Annotated in this window: 21 protein-coding genes; 3 read left to right on the top strand and 18 right to left on the bottom strand. The window is 50.4% G+C overall.

Annotated features, from left to right (window positions below):
• Positions 1-154: 154 nt before the first annotated feature.
• Genes hemW through rph form a run of 3 tightly spaced genes read right to left on the bottom strand, consistent with a single transcriptional unit; the run spans position 155 to position 2,641 of the window.
• Entirely contained in the window at positions 155-1,294 is a 1,140-nt protein-coding gene (gene hemW / locus NFR90_RS05655) for a radical SAM family heme chaperone HemW (protein WP_251451355.1), read from the bottom strand.
• On the bottom strand, positions 1,291-1,896 hold the full coding sequence (rdgB, locus tag NFR90_RS05650; RefSeq protein WP_251451353.1) for an RdgB/HAM1 family non-canonical purine NTP pyrophosphatase: 606 nt from the start codon (positions 1,894-1,896) through the stop codon (positions 1,291-1,293). The genes hemW and rdgB overlap by 4 nt, the downstream gene beginning before the upstream one ends.
• Positions 1,889-2,641, bottom strand: a complete 753-nt coding sequence (gene rph / locus NFR90_RS05645) for a ribonuclease PH (RefSeq protein WP_277612797.1) — start codon at positions 2,639-2,641, stop codon at positions 1,889-1,891. The genes rdgB and rph overlap by 8 nt, the downstream gene beginning before the upstream one ends.
• 189 nt (positions 2,642-2,830) lie before the next feature.
• On the opposite strand from rph, the gene NFR90_RS05640 reads away from it, so the two are divergent.
• Positions 2,831-3,733, top strand: coding sequence for a YicC/YloC family endoribonuclease (locus NFR90_RS05640; RefSeq protein WP_160334103.1), 903 nt, complete (start codon positions 2,831-2,833; stop codon positions 3,731-3,733).
• Between the two features lie 72 nt (positions 3,734-3,805).
• Here NFR90_RS05640 and ilvC read toward each other — a convergent pair whose 3' ends face one another.
• The 10 genes from ilvC to NFR90_RS05590 all read right to left on the bottom strand — a co-directional run bounded on the left by ilvC (position 3,806) and on the right by NFR90_RS05590 (position 15,364).
• The gene (gene ilvC, locus NFR90_RS05635; protein WP_160334104.1) at positions 3,806-4,822 is read right to left on the bottom strand and encodes a ketol-acid reductoisomerase; all 1,017 of its coding nucleotides are present in this window, start codon (positions 4,820-4,822) and stop codon (positions 3,806-3,808) included.
• 47 nt (positions 4,823-4,869) lie between these two features.
• Positions 4,870-5,364: an acetolactate synthase small subunit gene (ilvN, locus tag NFR90_RS05630; protein WP_251451346.1), complete on the bottom strand. Its 495-nt coding sequence runs from the start codon at positions 5,362-5,364 to the stop codon at positions 4,870-4,872.
• Positions 5,364-7,106, bottom strand: coding sequence for a biosynthetic-type acetolactate synthase large subunit (ilvB, locus tag NFR90_RS05625; RefSeq protein WP_251451344.1), 1,743 nt, complete (start codon positions 7,104-7,106; stop codon positions 5,364-5,366). The genes ilvN and ilvB overlap by 1 nt, the downstream gene beginning before the upstream one ends.
• 187 nt (positions 7,107-7,293) lie before the next feature.
• Positions 7,294-9,180 carry a hybrid sensor histidine kinase/response regulator gene (locus NFR90_RS05620; RefSeq protein ID WP_251451342.1) on the bottom strand — a complete coding sequence of 629 codons (1,887 nt, stop codon included), beginning with the start codon at positions 9,178-9,180 and terminating at the stop codon, positions 7,294-7,296.
• On the bottom strand, positions 9,177-10,082 hold the full coding sequence (locus tag NFR90_RS05615) for an LD-carboxypeptidase (protein ID WP_251451340.1): 906 nt from the start codon (positions 10,080-10,082) through the stop codon (positions 9,177-9,179). The genes NFR90_RS05620 and NFR90_RS05615 overlap by 4 nt, the downstream gene beginning before the upstream one ends.
• Positions 10,075-10,911: a tRNA adenosine(34) deaminase TadA gene (gene tadA / locus NFR90_RS05610; protein ID WP_251451339.1), complete on the bottom strand. Its 837-nt coding sequence runs from the start codon at positions 10,909-10,911 to the stop codon at positions 10,075-10,077. Before tadA ends, NFR90_RS05615 begins: the two co-directional genes overlap by 8 nt.
• Before the next feature lie 563 nt (positions 10,912-11,474).
• A complete protein-coding gene (locus NFR90_RS05605) occupies positions 11,475-11,582 on the bottom strand; it encodes an Arm DNA-binding domain-containing protein (protein ID WP_251451337.1) in 108 nt (35 codons plus the stop codon).
• Positions 11,583-11,837: 255 nt separating this feature from the next.
• Positions 11,838-13,403 (bottom strand): glutamine-hydrolyzing GMP synthase, encoded by a 1,566-nt coding sequence (guaA, locus tag NFR90_RS05600; RefSeq protein WP_251451335.1) that lies wholly within the window; start codon positions 13,401-13,403, stop codon positions 11,838-11,840.
• 85 nt (positions 13,404-13,488) lie between these two features.
• On the bottom strand, positions 13,489-14,955 hold the full coding sequence (gene guaB / locus NFR90_RS05595; protein ID WP_160334110.1) for an IMP dehydrogenase: 1,467 nt from the start codon (positions 14,953-14,955) through the stop codon (positions 13,489-13,491).
• A gap of 100 nt (positions 14,956-15,055) precedes the next feature.
• A complete protein-coding gene (locus NFR90_RS05590; protein WP_251451327.1) occupies positions 15,056-15,364 on the bottom strand; it encodes an RnfH family protein in 309 nt (102 codons plus the stop codon).
• 86 nt (positions 15,365-15,450) lie between these two features.
• Here NFR90_RS05590 and smpB point away from each other — a divergent pair, with 86 nt between their 5' ends.
• Both smpB and NFR90_RS05580 read left to right on the top strand, forming a co-directional pair.
• On the top strand, positions 15,451-15,900 hold the full coding sequence (gene smpB, locus NFR90_RS05585) for an SsrA-binding protein SmpB (protein WP_251451325.1): 450 nt from the start codon (positions 15,451-15,453) through the stop codon (positions 15,898-15,900).
• Positions 15,901-15,912: 12 nt separating this feature from the next.
• Positions 15,913-16,461, top strand: coding sequence for a phospholipase D-like domain-containing protein (locus tag NFR90_RS05580; protein ID WP_251451323.1), 549 nt, complete (start codon positions 15,913-15,915; stop codon positions 16,459-16,461).
• A 32-nt stretch (positions 16,462-16,493) separates the two neighbouring features.
• Here the strand turns inward: NFR90_RS05580 and NFR90_RS05575 are convergent, their stop codons facing one another.
• The 5 genes from NFR90_RS05575 to ppsA all read right to left on the bottom strand — a co-directional run bounded on the left by NFR90_RS05575 (position 16,494) and on the right by ppsA (position 21,596).
• A complete protein-coding gene (locus tag NFR90_RS05575) occupies positions 16,494-17,663 on the bottom strand; it encodes an iron-containing alcohol dehydrogenase (RefSeq protein ID WP_251451321.1) in 1,170 nt (389 codons plus the stop codon).
• Positions 17,664-17,688: 25 nt separating this feature from the next.
• Positions 17,689-18,210, bottom strand: a complete 522-nt coding sequence (locus tag NFR90_RS05570; protein WP_251451319.1) for a hypothetical protein — start codon at positions 18,208-18,210, stop codon at positions 17,689-17,691.
• Positions 18,203-18,688, bottom strand: a complete 486-nt coding sequence (locus NFR90_RS05565) for a hypothetical protein (protein ID WP_251451317.1) — start codon at positions 18,686-18,688, stop codon at positions 18,203-18,205. Before NFR90_RS05565 ends, NFR90_RS05570 begins: the two co-directional genes overlap by 8 nt.
• The gene (locus tag NFR90_RS05560) at positions 18,685-19,134 is read right to left on the bottom strand and encodes an NfeD family protein (RefSeq protein WP_251451315.1); all 450 of its coding nucleotides are present in this window, start codon (positions 19,132-19,134) and stop codon (positions 18,685-18,687) included. Before NFR90_RS05560 ends, NFR90_RS05565 begins: the two co-directional genes overlap by 4 nt.
• A gap of 83 nt (positions 19,135-19,217) precedes the next feature.
• Positions 19,218-21,596 carry a phosphoenolpyruvate synthase gene (ppsA, locus tag NFR90_RS05555; RefSeq protein ID WP_160334117.1) on the bottom strand — a complete coding sequence of 793 codons (2,379 nt, stop codon included), beginning with the start codon at positions 21,594-21,596 and terminating at the stop codon, positions 19,218-19,220.
• Between the last annotated feature and the right edge of the window lie 7 nt (positions 21,597-21,603).

Genomic DNA, 21,603 nt, shown 5'->3' with positions numbered 1-21,603 from the left:
AATAAGCAAGAAGCGTGCCAAAAAAGACGCGCTAAAAATCACGCCCGCTCCCCTGCGTCTATTCCTGTTTTTGGAAAATCTCCACCATAATGCACTTTTTTGGTGCTTTATGCGGATTTTTCTGCACTTTTTTGATGCGCGCTTATTTAGTGCATCACAAAAAAGCTTCCAGCACCTCATTCAGATACCGCCACCCTTTTTCGGTACAGCAAATACGCTTTTTAGGATCTTCAACAAGTCCGTCCTTTTCAAGGACTCGCCAAACGGGCTCGACTTCAGACCAGCTGACAAACGCCCGCTGCTCCCAATAATCTCTCGGCACCCCATCCCGAAGTCTGAGTACGTTCAGCATGAATTCAAACGGAATCGCCTCAGAAGGAACTTTTTCAGTATGCGAGACAAATGATTCTCCGCGGTTCTGACAGAGGAGCCAGCGCGCCGGATCCCTGTAGTTATAAAAGCGATGAATCTCTTTATCGTGGCTGTACTTGCCGTGCGCTCCCGGACCGACCGCAAGATAGTCTCCGAAACCCCAGTAATTCAGGTTATGCCGGCACCGATGACCGCTTTTGGCATATGCGGATACCTCGTAATGCTCAAGCGCGAGATCGGTCGTGTACTGCGCGATAAGTTCGGTCATATCCTCGAGTGTGTCTTCATTAGGAATTCCTTCGGGCGGATATTTAGCAAAATAAGTATTCGGCTCCAGAGTCAGCTGGTAATAGGACAGATGCGGCGGATCAATCTGCGCGATAAAGGCCAGTTCCTGTTTGAGATCTTCCAAGCTTTGATTCGGCAGACCGAACATCAGGTCGAGATTAAAGTTGTCAAAAATTTCGCGCACTCCGAGCGCCGCTTCCTTGGCTTCCCGAGCATTGTGCACGCGGCCGAGCGAGCGAAGCTTTTGATCTTCAAAGCTCTGCACGCCAAGAGAAAGCCGATTGACGCCGGCTGATTTAAAGTCTTTGAATTTAGCGAGTTCAAATGTTCCCGGATTGGATTCAAGCGTAATCTCCGCGCCGCTCACCAGTCCGAAGGTCTCATCAGCGCAGGCCAGAATTTTCTCCAGAGACTCTGCCAACATCAGAGAGGGCGTGCCGCCTCCGAAGAAGACAGTTTCCAGAGGTCTGTCTGCAGCAAACTGCACTTGTTCGCGCATGGAACGACAGATCGCCTCGGTGTAGCGCTGCTCCGATATTTCGCCTTTGACCCCGTGTGAATTAAAGTCACAGTACGGACATTTTTTCAGGCACCAGGGCCAATGGATGTACAGAGAAAGAGGAATCGGCTTCAAAACTTCCAACCCCAGCGGCGCTGCAGAAGCTCGCTCATCCTGCGCATCGCTTTGCCGCGATGGCTCACCGTGTTCTTTTCCTCAGCGCTCATCTCGGCAGCTCGTCTGCCGTCAGGACCCACGATGAAATAAGGATCATATCCAAAGCCGCCCTCGCCTTTGGGCTCTTCAGCGATCTCTCCTTCCCAGAAATCAATCGCGATCAGCGGTTCCGGATCATCCGCAGAACGTACCGCGCAGAGCACGCATACGTAGTGCGCGCTTCGATCAGTGTGTCCCTTGAGCGCGTTCACGAGTTTGGCGTTGTTTGCCGCATCATTCGAAGGCTCTCCCGCATATCGCGCGCTGTAAACACCCGGCATGCCGCCTAATGCGTCCGCACAGATACCGGAATCATCCGCGATCGCAGGCAGACCGCTGTGCTTTGCGGCGTGGCGTGCCTTGGCGAGCGCGTTCTCCATAAATGTGCAGAAGGGTTCTTCCGCAGCCGGGATGCCTAGCGATCCCTGGGCGATCACTTCGGCACCCATCGGAGCAAGCAGCTCCTGCATTTCTTTCATTTTTTTCTTGTTATTGCTTGCAAGTACGATCTTTCTATTCATTGGCGGCTTTTCCTTCTTCAATAGCGCTTCTCTGGTATTCAAAAAGCTGAGAGAGACCGTTCTCGGCCAGATCGAGCAGCTGATTCAGCTCCTGACGGGTAAAGACTCGACCTTCGGCGGTCCCCTGCAGTTCTACAAATCCGCCCTGGTTTGTCATGACGACATTCATATCCGTTCCGCAGTGAGAATCCTCGATATAGTCAAGGTCGCAGACCGGAGTACCGTTGTAGATGCCCACGGAGAGCGCCGCCACCTGAGCGGAAAGCGGATTTTCTTCAAAGCGCCCCTCTTTCTGCAGTTTTGCGACAGCGAGCGCTAGCGCGACATAGGCGCCGGTGATAGAGGCGCATCTTGTTCCTCCGTCAGCCTGGATCACATCACAGTCGATTTTCAGCGTCATGGGGCCGAGTTTTGAGAGATCAACCGCCGCCCTCAGAGAGCGGCCGATGAGTCTCTGAATCTCCTGAGTTCTGCCGCTCTGTTTTCCTTTAGCGGCCTCGCGGTCGTTTCTCGTGCCGGTCGCTCTCGGCAGCATGCCGTACTCAGCGGTAACCCACCCTTTTCCGCTTTCGGCCATCCAGGACGGAATGCGAAAATCCGCGCTTGCCGTGCAGATGACTTTCGTATCCCCCATCTCGATCAGACAGGATCCTTCCGCGTATTTATTACAGTTTGGCGTGATTCGAACGGAACGGAGTTCGGATGGGTTCCTTCCGCTCGGTCTCAGCTGAAGCTCTTCGGTCATTGTTTTCTCCGGATAATGTATCGCGTGCAAACGCCGCTTATCTGCTGCGGACATTATAGGCCTCGCGCGTCATCGACTGACGGCTCCCTAAAGCTGGTACAAAAGGTCCTTTAACCGCTCCGCGAGATTACAATGCATACCTAATGTTAGGAAGCGACTTTTTTCAGCGCTTCCGTTTGGGAGAATTTCATGGGTACAGTTTCCAGCATGACAGGATACGGAAACGTCAAGATTCAGACCGAACTTGGCGAATTAAATATTGATGTCCGCTCTGTCAATTCACGTTTTTTAGATTTCAGCTTCAGATGCCTGGAAGAGTTTCGGCCGTTTGAGCCTAAAATTCGCGAATTAGTCGCCTCGACCGTCGCCAGAGGCAAAGTTGAAGTTCGCTTTAATCTTACGGCTTCCTCCGCGATCAGCGCTTCTCATATCAACGAACAGGCGCTTTCTAAACTTCTTTCCATGCAGGAGCAGGTACTTGCGCTGGCGCCTAACGCGGCCAAATTATCCGTAACGGCCATTCTGCAGTTTGAAGGAATTCTGGAAACTCCCGAAACGGATAAAGAAAAATTTGAAGAATCGATTTTGGCCGGTGTTCGCGACTGTCTGCAGCTCTTTAAGGAGAGCCGCCTGCGCGAAGGCGAAGCCCTGAAGAACGTTCTTTTGAAGTACTGCGGACAGATCGACGCGCTGGTCGATGAGCTTGAACCGAAAATTCCTCTGATTCTTCACACCATGAAAGAGAAGCTTGTCGAGCGGCTTGATGAGGCGCTCACGCAAACACTTTCGGAAAACAGCCAGATCTCCAAAGAGGAAATCAACGACCGCATTCGTCAGGAGGTGACGCTTTACGGCATCAAGATTGACGTTAATGAAGAGATGGAGCGGCTTCGCACCCATGTGCGCGAAGTTCGCCGTGTTTTAGACAAAGGCGGCGCAGTCGGACGCAGACTCGACTTTTTAATGCAGGAATTAAATCGTGAGGCCAACACGCTTGGAAGCAAAGCCGCTTCTATTGATATGACGCAGACCTCCGTCAATCTGAAACTGGTGATTGAATCGATGCGTGAGCAAATTCAGAATTTGGAATAACGCTCAATTCATTCCAAAAAATCAGCGGCCTCGTTGGGCCGCTGATTTTTTATTTAAGCAAAACGCCTTTGATTAGTTCTTGCTGCGGTCGATATGACGATGAGCAGAGATGAAGGGCATCATGCCGCGCAGGCGAGCGCCGACGACTTCAATCGGATGAGCCGCAGTCTGAGCACGGATAGAACGAAGCATCGGAGCGCCGACCTTGTTTTCAAGGAGGAATTCCTTAGCGTAGGAACCGTTCTGAATGTTCTTCAGAGCCTGACGCATAGCGGCGCGGGCTTCATCGGCAACAACACGCGGGCCGGTGACATAGCCGCCGAATTCAGCGTTATTGGAAATCGAGTAGTTCATGTCGGCAAGACCGCCTTCATAAATCAGATCAACGATCAGCTTCATTTCATGGCAGCATTCGAAGTAAGCCATTTCGGGAGCGTAGCCGGCTTCAACCAAAGTTTCAAAGCCCATCTTGATGAGTTCAGCGATACCGCCGCAGAGAACGCACTGTTCGCCGAAGAGGTCGGTTTCGGTCTCTTCTTTGAATGTGGTTTCGATGATGCCTGCTTTGCCGGCGCCGTTGGCGGCAGCGTAAGACATGGCGACTTCGCGGGCCTTGCCGGATTTATCCTGATAAACAGCAATCAGCTGAGGAACGCCGGATCCTTCGGTGTATGTACGGCGAACTGTGTGTCCCGGAGCTTTCGGAGCAACCATCCAAACGTCAAGATCGTCTCTCGGAGTGACCTGACCGTAATGGATGTTAAAGCCGTGAGCGAAAGCCAGAGCAGCGCCTTCCTTCAGGTTCGGTTCAACCTGTTTTTTGTAGACATCGGCGATAAATTCGTCCGGAAGAAGGATCATGACGACATCGGCGTCTTTTGTTGCATCTTCGATGCTTGCAACTTTCAGGCCGGCAGCCTGAGCTTTCTTCCAGGAAGCGCCGTTCGGACGAACGCCGACGACAACATCAACGCCGGAATCGTGAAGATTCAGAGCGTGGGCGTGGCCCTGAGAGCCGTAGCCGATGATTGCGACTTTCTTGCCTTTGATAAGAGAAAGATCTGCGTCTTTATCGTAATAAACTTTCATTTTTTTCCTCTTTAATAAGTGACTTAATCCTTAGGTAAGTCAATTCGTTACAGTTTCAGTATTCTATCGCCACGGCCGATTCCGCAGGAGCCGGTGCGAACCATTTCCAAGACGGATTCGGGGTCGACCGCCTTAATGAAGGCGTCGAGCTTTTCAGAATTTCCCGTGAGCTCAATTGTATAAGTCTTATCGGTCACATCGATAATTCTGCCTCTGAAAATATCATTCAGAGGCTTCATCTCTTCGCGGTCCTTGCCCAGCGCTCTGACCTTAATCAGCATAAGCTCGCGCTCGGCGTATTCCCCTTCGGTTAAATCCACCACCTTAATGACTTCGATCAGACGATTCAGATGCTTCGTGATCTGCTCAATCAGTTCGTCGTTGCCGATACTGGCGATGGTCATGCGTGAAACGCTTTTATCCTCCGTCGGGGCGACGGTCAAAGAATCGATGCTGTAGCCGCGGGCTGAAAAGAGCCCGACGACCCGGGAAAGTGCGCCCGGTTCGTTTTCCAAAAGAATAGATAAGACGTGACGATTCATTAGATTTTCTCCGAGCCTAGGATCATTTCCGTAAGACCGTGACCGGCCTTAACCATCGGCCAAACATTTTCGGTCGGATCGACATGAATATCGATAAACACTAGCTGATCCTTATATTTTCCGAACGCATCCTTCAGGGCGGTCTCTACTTCCGAAGGCTTATCAACAACGATGCCGACATGTCCGTAAGCTTCGGCAAGCGCCTTAAAGTCCGGTGTGACCTCCATATGCGAGTGTGAATAGCGGCCGTCGTACTCGAGTTCCTGCCACTGACGCACCATACCGAGGTAGTTGTTGTTCAGAAGAATAATTTTCGGAGCAATGCCGAGCTGCTTAGCGGTCGCTAATTCCTGAATATTCATTTGAATAGAGCCGTCTCCTGTCACGCACACAACGCGTTTGCCAGGAGCCGCGACACAAGCGCCGATCGCATACGGCAGTCCCACACCCATCGTTCCGAGGCCGCCTGAACTCAGCCAGTGACGGGGTTTACGGAATTTCAGGAACTGAGCGCACCACATCTGATGCTGGCCCACGTCGCTTGCCACGATCATGTCGTCGCCGCCGATTTCCTGAAGCTTTTCAAGCACGAACTGGGGCTTGATGACCTTATCGCTATTTTCGTAACTTAAGCAGTTGACGTCGCGCCACTGTTTAATCCGATTCTGCCACGCCGCCATTTTTTCAGGATCGGGCCGCTCCGGTTTCTGATCAAGCAGCGTCAGCATATCGGCGAGAACTTCCTTGACATCGCCGACAATGGGGATATCAACCTTCACTCGTTTGGAAATTGTCGAAGGATCCACGTCAATATGAATAATCGTGCGCTTATCCTGCGAGAAATTAGACGGCAGTCCGACCACTCGGTCATCGAAGCGAGCGCCGATAACGACCAGACAGTCGCAGTTCTGCATCGCCATATTCGCTTCGTAAGTGCCGTGCATGCCGACCATGCCGAGGAACTTCTTATCATTGGAAGGCATTGCGCCGAGTCCCATTAAAGTGGAGTTCACCGGTACGCCGAGCTCGTAGGCAAATCTCTGCAGCATTTCGCTCGCATTTGCCGAAACGACACCGCCGCCGATATGAAGAAGCGGTCTTTCGGATTTAAGAATGATCTGAAGCGCTTTTTTGATCTGACCGAGGTGTCCCTTCAGCACCGGCTTATAGGAGCGCAGTTCGACGTTTTCCGGATAGTTGTATTCGGTGATCGCTGCAGAGACATCTTTCGGGATATCAATAAGGACAGGGCCAGGTCGTCCTGTCTTAGCAATATAAAAGGCTTTTTTAATAATCGGAGCAAGATCGCGTACGTCTTTAACAAGGAAATTGTGTTTTACGCACGGTCTTGTGATGCCGACAATATCGACTTCCTGGAACGCGTCCTGTCCAATCGCGGCCGTATTGACCTGACCGGTAAAGACAACCATCGGGATACTGTCAGAATGTGCCGTCGCGATGCCGGTTACGGCGTTGGTCGCTCCGGGTCCGCTCGTCACCAGTGCGACGCCGACTTTATTGGAAGCTCTGGCGTATGCGTCAGCCGCATGAACCGCGCCCTGCTCGTGACGAACCAAAATGTGTTTGAATTTATTCTGTTTGTAAATAGCATCGAAGATATTCAGTACGCTGCCGCCCGGATATCCGAACACGTATTCAACACCTTCTTCTGCCAAAGCGCGGACAAAGATGTCCGAGCCGTTGAGTTTTTCGGCGGTCCTTCCCGCCTCTTCTTTTTTCATTTGGAAAAGTCCTTTCAAAGTCCGTGGGAAATTGATTGGAGTCCGAACACCGGATTTGTGATCGAGTCTCGGGATATCAGCAGACTGTCAGCCTTCTTTTGTTGTGGAAATTCGGCTGAGAGTTTTTTATCTTCTGTTGGAAGAAAATTCAATATAACTCAAATATTCTTCTCTGCGAGAGATATGTTTACTTTTTATCAAGCAGACGATGAATCGCCCGATTAATCTCGTGCGGGGAGATCGGTTTCTGAAGCAGCAGCGGCATTTCCATCAGGTCGACGGCGGAGTCGGAGAAATTCAGTCCTTCCGTTTCCTCCTCATACTGAGAGATTACCGCGTCACGCGGCGCGGCCGTGCTCACAATCGCGGGAATTCGCCGACCAAGCGCCGAGCGAATCCTAAAGATCGACTGCAGACCGGTCATATGTTCCGGGCCCAGATTGAAGTCTGAAAATATCAGATCAATCGGAGACTCGTGAACCAGTTTTGCCGCCAATTCGGCATCATAAAATTCTGCGGTCCTTACGACACATCCCCAGCCTTCCAAAAGTGTCTTAAGGCTTTCTCGAATCAATCGGTCGTCTTCAATAACAAGGATCCGAGTGCCGTCGAGCGGACGCAGGTTCAGCGTCTGAGGTTTAGCCGGAGAGCTTTCTTTTGATGTCTGTGCTCTCAAAGGAAGTTCCAAGCGGAAAATCGATCCCTTCCCGACCTTAGATATCACTTTAATGTCAATGCTCAAAAGCTCACAGATTTTCTTAACCACGGACAGACCGAGGCCAAAGCCCTCTTTAGCCTTAAAACCGCCCGCGCCTCGATAATAAGCCTGGAACAGTTTTTCTCTCTCTTCGGGGCTGATACCACATCCGGTATCGGAAACCGTAATGATGAGCGTGTTCTTTCGGCTGATCTTGCTGCGAAGCAGAAGCATTCCGCTGCTGGTATACCGGACCGCGTTTCCGAGCAGATTACGAATCACTCGTTCCAGAAGCTGCTCATCCGTGACAATATCGGCGGGAACGCTCTGCACTTCCAAAGAAAGTCCCTTGTTTCGGCACTGCGGTTCAAATTCGGCTTCGAGTTCGGCGAACAGTTCCTGAAGCGAAAAGCGAATCGGATTGATTTTGATGGTTTTTGAATCCAACTTTGAGATCATCAAAATCTGATCCACCAGAGTCGATACTGAATGGCACGCCTTAGAAAGACCTTCCACGATCGGTCGGGTCTGATCATCGGCCTGACTTTCGAGGACGGAAATAAAGATCCCCATTGCCTGAAGCGGCTGACGCAGGTCGTGATTAGCTCCGGCAAAAAATTTCGTTCTGGAATTGATTTCCATTTCCGCCGCTTCTCGGACATAATCCGCGCGCTGCCGCTGATAGATCAGCTGCTCCATCAGGTATTCGCGCTCAAAGGCTCGATAAATACCCTGCGTGTAAATGGAATTCAGACGTGCTCCGAAATAGAAGATGATTAAAAGCAGAACGGCAGACCAGAAGACCGCGACGAACCAGGGCGTCTCGTAAATAATAAAAAGCTTGACGAAGGTCGGAAGCAGTGTACAGGGTACATAAGCCCACAGCGCGGGCGGCCAGATCGCATAGAGCGGGATGCTTCCGAAAGTGACGCCCACAACCAAGGCAAGAAGGACCATTTCCACAATGACGTTGTCGGGAATCATGAAATAGAACCCGGCAAACCCCACGGACAGTCCCGATACGATAATCATCTGAAGAGAGCGGTTTCTCCAATATCTGAACTTCTTTTCCGGCTCGATCTCATTAAAAAAATCATCCGCAGACTTCATGCTGGCCAGTGTATGCATCAGCGCAAACCCGAGCCAGAGCCCCATAACCCAGCCGCCGACGTACTTCCAGCAGACACCCGAGAAAATAAGGATCAGCAGCATTCGAATCGCGACTACTGCCGTTGTTCTGTGTTTCAGGATTGCGAGCTGACGGAATTCGACTTTTTTTCTCAGCTGCTCAGAGCTGTAATTGAGATGAATATGATTATTCTCCGGAGGGTCCGGCTCAAATACGTGTCGAAATCTTCTTAGCAGTCCGTTCTTCACAAACGAATCCTTTCTCTGAACGCGGGGCAGCCCTTCATGGTCAGAAGCGCCTTATGGCTGCGTATTGAAAGCACTGACTGCGCCCCAACGACGAGCGTTGCCATTTTCATCTTATGTCCAAACGGCAGGCCTGAAATAAAAGGCGTCGAAGTATGCATAGAAGCAAAACTCAGCGCTTCGTCCAAACCATATCCGAAATCATGCGCTGATCGCCTGACTCGAGAGAAATCCCCGAGAAGGACCGCTTTCTGATTTTCAATAACGCCTGACTGAATCAGCTGATTTAAGTTACGTTCGATTTTATAAGCCGGCTCATCCACATCTTCAACGAATAGGATCCCGCCCTTGATTCTGGGGAAATACGGCGTGCCTAAAGCAGCGCAAAGGATAGAAAGGTTGCCGCCCCAGAGTTTTCCTTCGGTTTCGAAATCATGGAACGGAGTATGAAAATCCAGTGTATAGTCCGTCGCGCCGAGCACATTAAAGAACGTCTCGATGGTATAAGGATCGCATTCAAGGTTGCCGAGCACGGAAGCCGTCGGGGCCTGCAGGCTTTTTCCGCCGGTGAGCGCAAGGTATGCCAGAGAGAAGAAAGTGATATCGGAGAATCCGGCCACCCAAGTGCCTTTTTGCGCGATCACTGAAAAATCGACGCCCGGCAGAATTCTTGAAAAGCCGTAACCGCCTCTGGCGCAGAGAACGAGCTCCTCCTTCATGCACATATGGTTAAAGTCTGAAGTCCGCGCCGATTCACTGCTGCCGCCAAATCTCATAGAACTTGAATAGACCGATTCCCCGACTGTTACATCCCAACCTCTCCCTTCGAACAATGCCCTCGCACGTTCTACGGCCTCTATATCCAGGACATTACCGGACGGTGCTGTAATCCCAACTCTATTCACTCTTTCTCCCACGAATCTGTCTTAATCTGGCAAAAAAATCACGGAGCAGCTGAAGGCTCTGATCCTGAAGTACGCCGCCGGTCACTCTCGTATGGTGGTTAAGCCGATCTATCTTAAACAGTTTTACCACACTATCGACCGCTCCGGCCTTATCGTCTTTAGCGCCGTAGACCAATCTGCTGAGGCGCGCGCCGATTATGGCGCCCGAGCACATCGGACAGGGTTCTAGCGTGACGTAGAGCGAGCAGTCTTCCAAACGGTAGTTCTCGGTTGTTCGCGCGGCGTCTCTGAGCGCAAGGATTTCCGCATGCGCCGAAGGATCTTTATCTGAAATGACGCGGTTATGTCCGCGGCCGACAATTTTTCCCTGCGGATCGACAACCACCGCACCGACGGGCACCTCTCCTTCCAGCATAGCCTTATGAGCCTCAGCGAGCGCTTCGCTCATAAATTCTACATCCCGGCTTGTATCCACTCGAGATGCTCTCTTTACTTCTTCCATTTCCAGAGCACGGCGTCGGCGTTCTTCGCGAATTTCGCGGCGTCGCTCATCAACGCGTCTTGTCAAATTGACCAAACTGATTTTTGCCTGCAGAGGTGCAGTTAATTTCAAGCTGTCCTGTGCGAGTTTGTCGGCTGTCACGCTTAGCCAGCTGCCTGCTGCGGAAAGGAAGGCTTCCGCTTCTGCCTTTGTGGGTTTTGTGCTGCAGTCGCAGCAAGCCCTGAACACTGAAAGCACACAGTTAAGATTTTCCGGCTGCTTTGCCAAATCATCCAAAGACGAACCAGTGCGAATAGACAGGTTCACGAACCTCTCAATAACGTCCACTGCATCCTCCCAACTAGAAACAAATACAAGAACAGTCTGGACTTTTATCGGACTATCCAGACAGTATTTGACATTTTGTAAGAAATCTCAAGTATTTTATTTCCCGAAAAAGTTATAGCTTTTGCTCTCAGGCTCAGTTCTTTTGGGTTTAGAGGGGCATTGCCCAACTGAAAATATTGTTGACCGCGGTTTTTTAAGATGTTGGTTTGTCTTTTATGGGTATCTTATGCTACTCCATTGTGTGCAAATTCTGTTTAACAAAACACGCACTCAATACGACGACTATTTCCTTATATGCGTGTATACCACTTTTTAAGGAAATCCTAGGTGAAGAGAAGCGTTTCAGAAACAATAAGTTTTAGCAATAAAAACAAAGTCCCGATATTCGGACTTTCTTGATTTGATTCAGGTCATAAGCGCATTCTGCCCGTTTAACCCAGCGTGTGTAACAAGAGGCAAACGCTTAGCAGCCGCCGGCTGCACAAGTTTTTTACTCGCCTAGGCCTCTGATTTTGCCATAACTGCCTATGTTCAGTGGCTCCTGGCGATTGTTATAGCGATAGTTAAATTTTACAGGTCGGATAGACGAGCAAATAAAGGCCCTCGCGATCGGCGAACTTGTATTGCATCTCTTTCGGTGTCAATTGGTTGATCTTTTTATCAGTCAGCATGTCGGAGCTCCAAACCATCAGAAAACACTATTTTTTTGTAGAAACATCATCATGTTACGATGGTTTGATGATTTTTCTGTCGTAAGACCATCAAATAAACCATGAAAATTTATTTGTAATGCTGAGGAAAGTAGACGAACAAACAGAAAAATAATGAAACCGAAAGGACGGATAATTTATTGATTTTAGAAATAAAAAAGGGTGCTTTTTTGAAACACCCTGAAATACTAGAAAACGACTAAAAACCCGATTTAGTTATTCCCATTCAATGGTTGCAGGGGGTTTTCCGGATACGTCGTATACGACGCGATTAATACCCTTCACTTCATTAATAATTCTGTTGGATACCTTCCCTAAGAGTTCATAGGGGAGATTGGCCCATTTCGCAGTCATGAAGTCGCTTGTCTGAACAGCACGCAGGCTGACCACCCAGTCATAGGTACGGCCGTCGCCCATAACGCCGACACTCTTGACCGGCAGGAAAACAACGAACGCCTGGCTGACCTTGTCATACCAGTCCGCCGCACGCAGCTCTTCAATGAAAATCGCATCGGCTTCACGCAGCAGATCTGCATACTCACGCTTAATAGCACCTAAAATTCGAACGCCAAGGCCGGGACCGGGGAACGGATGGCGATATACCATCTCAGCCGGAAGACCAAGCTCAATACCAAGCTCGCGAACTTCATCCTTAAACAGCTCTCTAAGCGGCTCAAGCAGCTTCAGATGAAGCGTGTCCGGCAAACCGCCGACATTATGATGAGACTTAATCGTCTGGGCTTTCTTAGTCTTCGCGCCGTTGGATTCAATCACGTCCGGATAAATCGTGCCCTGAGCAAGCCATTTGGCGCGAGGAAGCTTCGCCGCCTCCTCCTGGAAAACTTCAACAAACAGTCGGCCGATAATCTTGCGCTTGGCTTCCGGATCCGTCACACCGTCAAGCGCCGCCATGAAGCGATCGGATGCATCGACAACAACAAGCTTCATGCCCATATTCTCACGGAATGTCTGAGCAACCTGCTCTCTTTCATGCAGACGCAGAAGACCGTTGTCAACAAAGACACAAGTCAGCTGTTCACCGATCGCTTTGTGAATCAAAGCTGCAGTCACGGAGGAATCAACACCGCCGGACAAACCTAAAATAACTTCATCTTCGCCAACCTGGGCGCGAATCTTCTCAACCGCCTCAACTGCAAAGTTGCCCATTACCCAATCAGGATTGGCTTTGCAGATACGAAGCACAAAGTTTTCAAGAATCTGACGGCCCTTTTCCGTATGCGTCACTTCCGGGTGGAACTGAACCGCATAAAAACCTCTCTCCTCGTCAGCCATGCCGGCAATCGGACAAGTCGGTGTGGAACACATCAGTTTGAATCCTTCCGGCATCTGCGTCACTTTGTCGCCGTGGCTCATCCAAACCTTGAGATAGTTGTGACCGTCGTCATCAATGAAGTCATACAGGTTCTCAAGAAGCTTTGTGTGACCGTGCTCACGGACTTCGGCATAGCCGAATTCTCTCTGAGCACCGCTCTCAACTTTGCCGCCAAGCTGCATCGCCATCGTCTGCATGCCGTAGCAAATGCCGAGGACAGGTACGCCCATCTCAAAAACCGTTTTCGGCGCTTCATCGGTGGATTCTTCGTACGCACTCATGTGAGAGCCGGAAAGAATAATGCCGGTCGGCTTGAATTCACGAATGAATTCGTCCGTAACCTCACAGGAATGGACTTCACAGTAAACGTGAGCCTCACGGACCCGGCGCGCGATAAGCTGCGTCACCTGGCTTCCAAAGTCAAGAATAAGTATGCGATCGTGATTCATGTCGGTTTAAAACCCTTGTTAAAAAGTCGGTTCAGTTTAAATCCTCTGAACCGACTTTTGTTAGCACTTCATGTTATGAAAGAAATTAATGTTCCAATCTGTAGTTCGGAGCTTCCTTCGTAATCTTCACGTCATGAACGTGAGACTCTCTCCAGCCCGCGGAAGTAATTTCAACGAAGGCCGCTTTCGTGCGCATTTCGTCAATAGTTCTGCAGCCGCAGTAGCCCATGGAGGAACGAAGACCGCCGGCAAGCTGATAAATGATCGCAAGAACAGATCCTTTATACGGAACCATACCTTCGATACCCTCAGGAACAAACTTATCAACATTGCCGTTGTTGTTGTCCTGGAAGTAGCGGTCGGCAGAACCCTTGCCCATGGCACCGAGAGAACCCATGCCGCGGTAGCTCTTATAAGAGCGGCCCTGATACAGAATAATTTCACCGGGAGCTTCGTCAGTGCCGGCAAACATGCCGCCCATCATGACGGAGTTGGCGCCGGCCGCGATCGCTTTGGCTACGTCGCCGGAGAAGCGAACACCGCCGTCAGCAATCAGAGGAACGCCGGAATCCTTAAGGGCTTCGGCAACGTTGGAAATAGCGGTAATCTGAGGAACACCGACACCGGCGACCACACGTGTTGTGCAGATGGAGCCCGGTCCGATACCGACCTTGACCGCGTCAGCACCGTGTTCAACCAGCGCGAGCGCAGCGGCAGCTGTCGCAATATTGCCGCCGATAACCTGAATCTGCGGATAATGTTTCTTAACCCACTGAACGCGATCAAGAACACCCTGAGAATGACCGTGGGCAGTGTCAACAACGAGAACGTCAACACCGGCATCCACCAGCAGCTCGACACGCTCCTCTGTGCCGGCGCCTACGCCGACAGCAGCACCGGCAAGCAGCTTGCCGTGTTTGTCTTTGGCTGCATAGGGATGTTCGGTCGCTTTGGTGATGTCTTTAACAGTCATCAGGCCTTTCAGGTTGAAGTCATCGTCGACAACCAGAACTCGCTCCAGACGGTGATGATGCATCAGCTTCTTAGCGTCTTCCAAAGTGCCGCCCTCTTTCATCGTGATCAGGCGGTCTGCCGGAGTCATGATTTCGCTGATCTTGGCTTCCATACGGTCTTCAAAACGAAGGTCGCGGTTGGTCACCATACCGAGAACTTTGGTGCCGTCTACGACAGGCAGACCGGAAATGTGATGCTCGCGTGTCAGTCTGAGAACGTCCGCAACAATCATATCCGGGCCGATCGTAATCGGATCGGAAACCATGCCGGCTTCATGACGTTTAACTTTGGCAACTTCAGCGGCCTGAGCCTTTGAAGTCATATTTTTATGAATAATGCCGATTCCGCCTTCCTGAGCTAAAGCAATCGCAAGATTGGCTTCCGTAACCGTATCCATGGCTGCGGAACAAAGCGGAAGATTAAGTTTGATGTCTCTGGTGAACTGTGTGGTAAGGACGGTCTCGCGGGGAAGTACATTGGAATATGCAGGTACGAGAAGAACGTCGTCAAAGGTTAAAGCCTTTTGAAGGAGTCTCATTTGGAACCTCTAAGCACAAAAATGAATTATAAAGAAATTTGGATACCGCTTTTACGTTATTTATAAAAAAATCTATAGCGATTTTTACTTACAAAGCCTGTTATTTATCTGAAGCGTGTTTCCTCCCGCGCTGAATGGAAGCGCTCTTCTGCTCGGCTCTGAGCCGTCTGGCTTCTTTGGGATCAATAATAAGCGCAAGGGCGACTTCAATACGGTCGCCCTCGGAAAGCAGGGTATCGGCTTTGCACCTCAAACCGAAAATACTCACACCATTTTCGTCACTGATCTGAACATTTCCCAACGCAAGTGCCTGAGAAACTGACGCACCTGCAGGGACTTCCAGTTCTGACTTCTTCAGTCCCTGTTTTGTTTGAACAGCCAGAGATACTTTCAACGATAAGTCCCCCATTTCCGTTTCAGATAAGTTTCGGAAATTCTACACGGGTTAAAATTCGTTTTCTGATATTGATTCTATTGTTTTTAGGAGATGCCGCCGTGGCTATCATTCAAAACAAAAAAGCTCGATTCGATTACACCATCGAAGACAAATTTGAAGCCGGTCTTGTCCTTCGCGGCTGGGAAGTTAAATCCATCCGCGCCGGAGGCGCTTCAATCAAGGAATCACATATCTTCGTCCGAGACGGAGAACTCTTCCTTTTGAACGCGAATATCACTCCGCTGAAAACAGCAAGCACACACGAAAAAGTGGATCCGACACGCACCCGCAAGCTGCTGATGCATAAGCATGAGATCATGCGTCTTATCGGAAGAGTTGAACAGGCCGGCTATACGCTTATACCTTTAGATATGCACTTCAAGGACGGCCGCGTCAAACTTGAAATCGGACTCGGAAAGGGTAAAAAACTCTACGAAAAACGCCAGGATGCGAGTAAAAAGGAATGGAAACGTCAACAGGAGCGTTTGCTAAAAACTCGTAACCGTTAGTAGAGATATTAAATGAACAAACTTTGCATCAGTATTTTGGCGGCTGTCCTTTCGACGGCAGCCATTCAGCCTGCCCTGGCCGCTGAGTCCTATCCGGCCGACGTGCAGGTCTTTTTCTCTCCCCAAGGGGGAGCTCAGCAAGCCGTTGTTGAGGCGGTCGATCATGCGCAGAAGCAAGTGCTGATGCAGGCCTACCTGTTCTCTAATAAAGCGATCACTGAAGCCCTGATCCGCGCCTATAAGAGAGGCGTTGATGTCAGGATCATCATCGATCAGAAGATGCTTGCAAAGAAGAGAACGACTGTGCCGATGCTGTGCGAGAACTCGGTGCCGACTTATATTGACACGACCCATCGAACCGCGCATGACAAAATTATTATCATCGACTCCGACATCGTCATTACCGGAAGTTTTAACTTTGTCGAGGCGGCTGAACAGTCCAACGGAGAAAATCTTCTCGTACTGCGTTCTGCAGGATTAAATCAAGCCTATCGAAAGAACTGGGAAAAACATTTCGGCCACAGTCAGACGAAAACGCTTGAGCTAAAAACAAAACCGTAAAAATTGAGAGCCCGGAACCCGGGCTCTTCTCTTTAGCGCATCATGTCGTAAATCTTTGCGATATCTTCAGCGTAAAGTTTCTTGAACCCGCCGAGCTTACCGGGGATACGCACCGCTTTTTCAGCAAGTTCGCGGGAATCTGCCTTATCTGCGCCCAAATCGGAGAGCGTCGCGGGCGCGCCCATTTCACGATAGAAGCGCTTGAGCGCCTCAATGCCTTTGAGCGCGGTCTCGTTGTCATCAGCGCCCGCTTCCTCGCCCATCACATTGATCGCGAACTGAGCGAACCTTGAAGGCTTGACATCATACACATAGCGCATCCAGGCCGGAATCACAACGGCCAGTCCGTCACCATGCGTAATGGAGGTATCCCAGGCGCTGAGTTCATGCTCCATCCCGTGCGAAGCCCAGTCTTCCGTCTGGCCGAGCGCATAGTAGCCGTTATGCGCAAAAGAACCCGCTACACTTACTTGACACCATGCGTCATAGTCTTCATGGTTTTTCATCAGCTTCAAACCGTTGCGCATGATCGTTCTCATCGCCGCTTCGGCCTGCCCATCAACAAAGTCGGTACCTTCCGTCAGCGTGAAATAGCGCTCCATGATGTGACTCATCATGTCAATAACGCCCGCGCGAATCTGTTTTTGCGGAAGCGTAAAGAAAATTTCCGGATTAATGACGCTGGCAAAAGGTCTCACAACGGGAGAGCCGGCGCCAAGCTTGCGCCCTTCTCCGGAAATCACAATACGAATACTCTGCTCGGAACCTGCCGCAGGCAGTGTCAGCACACAGGCGACCGGAAGCGCTTCTTTAGGGCTTACGCCTGCGGCAAAGAAGTCCCATACGTCTCCCACATACGGCACGCCGATCGCGATGGCTTTGGAAGCATCAATGACACTGCCGCCGCCAACCGCAAGAACCGCACGAGCGCCGCACTCGCGCGCCGCTTCAATACCGTCGCGGACTAAGTCCAGCTGCGGATTCGGAGTGACGCCGCCTTTAAAGACCGCAGACAGCCCGGCAGCTTCAAGCGAGCGACGAACGCGGTCAATCAGTCCGCTTTTTTCTGCGGATTTACCGCCGTAAACAACAAGTACTGTGTCACCGGCTTGAAGCTTTTTCAGAAGAATCGCACCGATATCGTTCTCTCTGCCTTTGCCGAAAATCAGATGAGTGGGATTGCAGTATTCAAAATTATTCATATTGTCATTCCATTAGATTTGAGATTTATTCAAAATCATCGCCGACCGCACCGACAAAAAGCATGGTCCAGGTTTCAACCCACTCCTGAAGCATCGGCGGCAGGTTATTCGCGTCTTCGATCTCCCAGCCCGCCTGGAACGTGTCACGCAGCACTAAATAAGATTTCGCACAGAAGTAGGCAGCCGTCTCATAAATGGTTTCTTCAGGAGTGTCTTCTTCGGTCTTTTCCGCGATCTCCTGCACCGTCATACGGATAAACTGAGCTAAACCGTCCGGATTCCAGTCATCCGGTCCGATTTCAAAATGGGGATTTTTACCGCAGAAAGTATCTCCCAGCCACTCCACAAGCTTCTGATCTTTTTCTACCCGTTCGTCCTCGGTAATCTCGCCCTGAACACACGCAATGGAGCGCTTAAACATGTTAACGAGCGCCTGAGACAAAATTCGGCGAACTACTTCAATATCCACAATGGAGGGCGGTTGCTCCGCTTTTGAGCTGTGATCGTGACCGCAGCCGCGGTTACAGTTAAGAGAGCACTTAGGCATCAAGATGTTCCTTGGTTATCAGCTGAACCCATTTACCAAGAAGCGCATTGAGTTTGATCGGACCTTCTTCTACGATCGTGTCCGGATTCTTCTCAATCTCCTGAATGAGTTCATGGACCTCGTTGGTAAACATGAACATGGCAACCTGCATAAAATCGCGTGAATCAACAACATCCTGCTCGGTTAAACCGACCTGAGAGAGTCGATTTGACAGAGCGCTGCGAAGTCTCCGCTCGATCGTCTCGGGAGTGTTCACCTTCGCCGGCGCATAAGCCGGATTCTTTCCAAGAAGCGCAGAGGCTAAAAAGGCAGACGCCTTTTTATCCACATCAATCACTTCCTGACGGGATACATGCTTGCGCGCCGCCTCTGAAAGTCGATTGGCCGCAGCAAGCGCATGCGAGTAAAGCAAATAGTTGACCTCCTGCGGATCATCTAAGCTCGGGAGATCAGCACCCTCCGGAATAGCTGCGTTCATTTGATCAGCACCAGACGATTGGGAAGAATTTTCCATATCCTGTATTTTCCTGCTCTAAGCGAATCTTCGTTGTTAAAAGCGATTTCAGCTTCCCACAGTCGCCCGTCATATTGGACAGTAGCGAAACGATTGCTGCGCCACTCGTGGACAGTCACACTGCGTCCGACATGGCGGCGGAGAGATTCGGAATAATTGTCAACAGTCCTCCGATAACGATTAAGCGCCGCGATGAATATCATGACCAGTAAGGAAATAACGGCAAAGATCGCAACTTGAAAGTAAACCGAAGGCAAAAAGAATGAAAGAATCGCGGTAATAAAAGCCGCTCCTGAAATGACCAGAAGAAGGATGTTTCCGAAGTACAAATCCATTGCGCCGATAATCGCGGCTGCAACAAACCAAAAATAGGACAGTCCCATCACAACAACCTTTGCTTTGTTATCCAAGATCTATTCGATCATTATATGGGATAGAAAAACCGCGGCAATCTTTTTAGGACTGTCCGCGGTTTCCTAACGCATAATGAAGCTTATTTCTTGGCTTTCGCAAGACGACGCCATGTATTAAGCACTGTGTCCGGATTCAGGGAAATAGACTCAATGCCCTCGTCCATCAGCCACTGAGCGAGGTCCGGATGGTCGGAAGGACCCTGTCCGCAGATGCCGACATAAGCGCCTTTTTCACGGCAGGCTTTGATCGCTTTGGAGAGCAGTACCTTAACCGCCGCATCGCGTTCATCAAAGAAGTGCGCGATCAGACCGGAGTCACGGTCAAGACCAAGTGTGAGCTGAGTCAGGTCGTTGGAGCCGATGGAGAATCCGTCGAAGTACTCGAGGAATCTTTCAGCCAGCAAAGCGTTGCTCGGAATTTCGCACATCATATTGAGACGAAGTCCGTTAACGCCGCGTTTCAGACCGTGTTCAGCCAGCTTCTCATTAACTTCACGGGCTTCTCTTACGGTTCTGACGAACGGGATCATGATTTCAACATTGGTCAGACCCATTTCATCGCGAACTTTCTTGAGTGCTTCACATTCCATTGCGAAGCATTCCTTGAAGTCTTCAGAAACATAACGGCTGGCGCCGCGGAAACCGAGCATGGGGTTCTCTTCTTCCGGCTCATAAATCTTGCCGCCGATCAGTTTTCTGTACTCATTGCTCTTGAAGTCAGACATACGAACGATGACTTTCTTCGGATAGAAGGCGGCAGCAATTGTCGCAACACCTTCAGCAATCTTGTCTTTATAGAATTCTCGTGGATTTTCGTAACCGGCAGAAGCGTTTTCAACGGCTTCTTTCAGATCGGCCGGAAGATTCGGGTAGTCAAGACAGGCTTTCGGGTGGATACCGATATTGTTGTTGATGATGAATTCAAGACGAGCCAGACCGACACCCTTGTTCGGGATCGCCTGGAAGTCGAAAGCAAGCTGCGGGTTGCCGACGTTCATCATGATCTTGACCGGAATCTCAGGCAGTTCACCCTGACGAACTTCCTTAATTTCAAAGGGCAGCAGGCCTTTGTAAATATTGCCGGTGTCGCCTTCGGCGCAGGAAACAGTGACTTCCTGACCGTCTCTAAGGATTTCAGTAGCATCGCCGCATCCGACAACCGCCGCAATACCAAGTTCACGAGCAATAATCGCAGCGTGGCAGGTACGACCGCCGCGGTTAGTGACAATCGCGCTCGCTTTCTTCATCACCGGTTCCCAGTTAGGATCGGTCATGTCGGTAACGAGAATGTCGCCTTCCTGAACTAAATCCATCTGTTCGGGGCCGGCCACGATACGAACTTTACCGGCGCCGATCTTCTGACCGATCGCTCGGCCGGTGACAAGAACTTCGCCTTTTTCCAACAGAACGAATTTCTGCTGAACATCCTGGCTCTTCTGACGGCTCTTAACCGTTTCCGGACGAGCCTGCAGAATGTAGAGCTTGCCGTCGATTCCGTCTTTGCCCCACTCGATGTCCATCGGACGACCGTAGTGTTTTTCAATAATGACAGCGTACTTAGCAAGCTGAGTGATTTCTTCATCATTCAAAGCAAACTTGCGGCGATCGGCTTCGGGAACATCTTCAACCTTGACAGAGCGGCCGGAAGATTTGTCCAGATCGAAGACCATCTTGATCTTCTTGCTGCCGAGCACTTTGCGGATAACCGGGAACTTGCCCTGAGCAAGGATCGGTTTGTGAACAAAGTATTCGTCCGGGTTCACGGCACCCTGAACGACTGTTTCACCAAGGCCGTAGCTCGCGGTAATGAAAACAACCTGATCAAAGCCGCTTTCTGTATCCATCGTAAACATAACGCCGGCGGCTCCCTTGTCGGAGCGAACCATACGCTGAACACCTGCGGAAAGCGCCACATCGGCGTGCTCAAAGCCTTTGTGAACACGATAGGAAATCGCGCGATCGTTATAGAGAGAAGCAAAAACTTCCTTCATCTTCGCAAAGACCTGATCAATGCCGACAACGTTCAGGAAGGTTTCCTGCTGACCGGCAAAAGATGCGTCGGGAAGGTCTTCGGCTGTCGCAGAAGAGCGAACGGCCACGGAGATTTCTTCCTGACCGTCTTTCAGCCATTCATAATGTTCGCGAATTTCCTGTTCAAGCTTTGCGGGGAAAGGCGCCTCTTCAATCCAGGAGCGAATCTCTGCACCGGCTTTTGCAAGCTCTTTGACGTCATCTACATCCAGCGATTTAAGTCTTTCTTCAATCCTCTTATCCAGACCGCCTTCCTTCAGGAAAACGCGGAAAGCCTCTGCAGTTGTAGCAAAACCGTCAGGAACACGAATGCCCGCTTCTGTAAGCTGGCTTAAAAGTTCGCCCAACGACGCGTTTTTACCACCGACGATGTCAACATCGCTCATGCGCAGCTGGCTGAAAGGAATGACGAAACGTCCTTGTGTCATGTTTACC

The organism is Parasutterella muris (genome assembly GCF_943193095.1).
GTDB classification, from domain to species: domain Bacteria; phylum Pseudomonadota; class Gammaproteobacteria; order Burkholderiales; family Burkholderiaceae_F; genus Parasutterella; species Parasutterella muris.
This window is presented reverse-complemented; position numbering and strand designations above follow the sequence as displayed.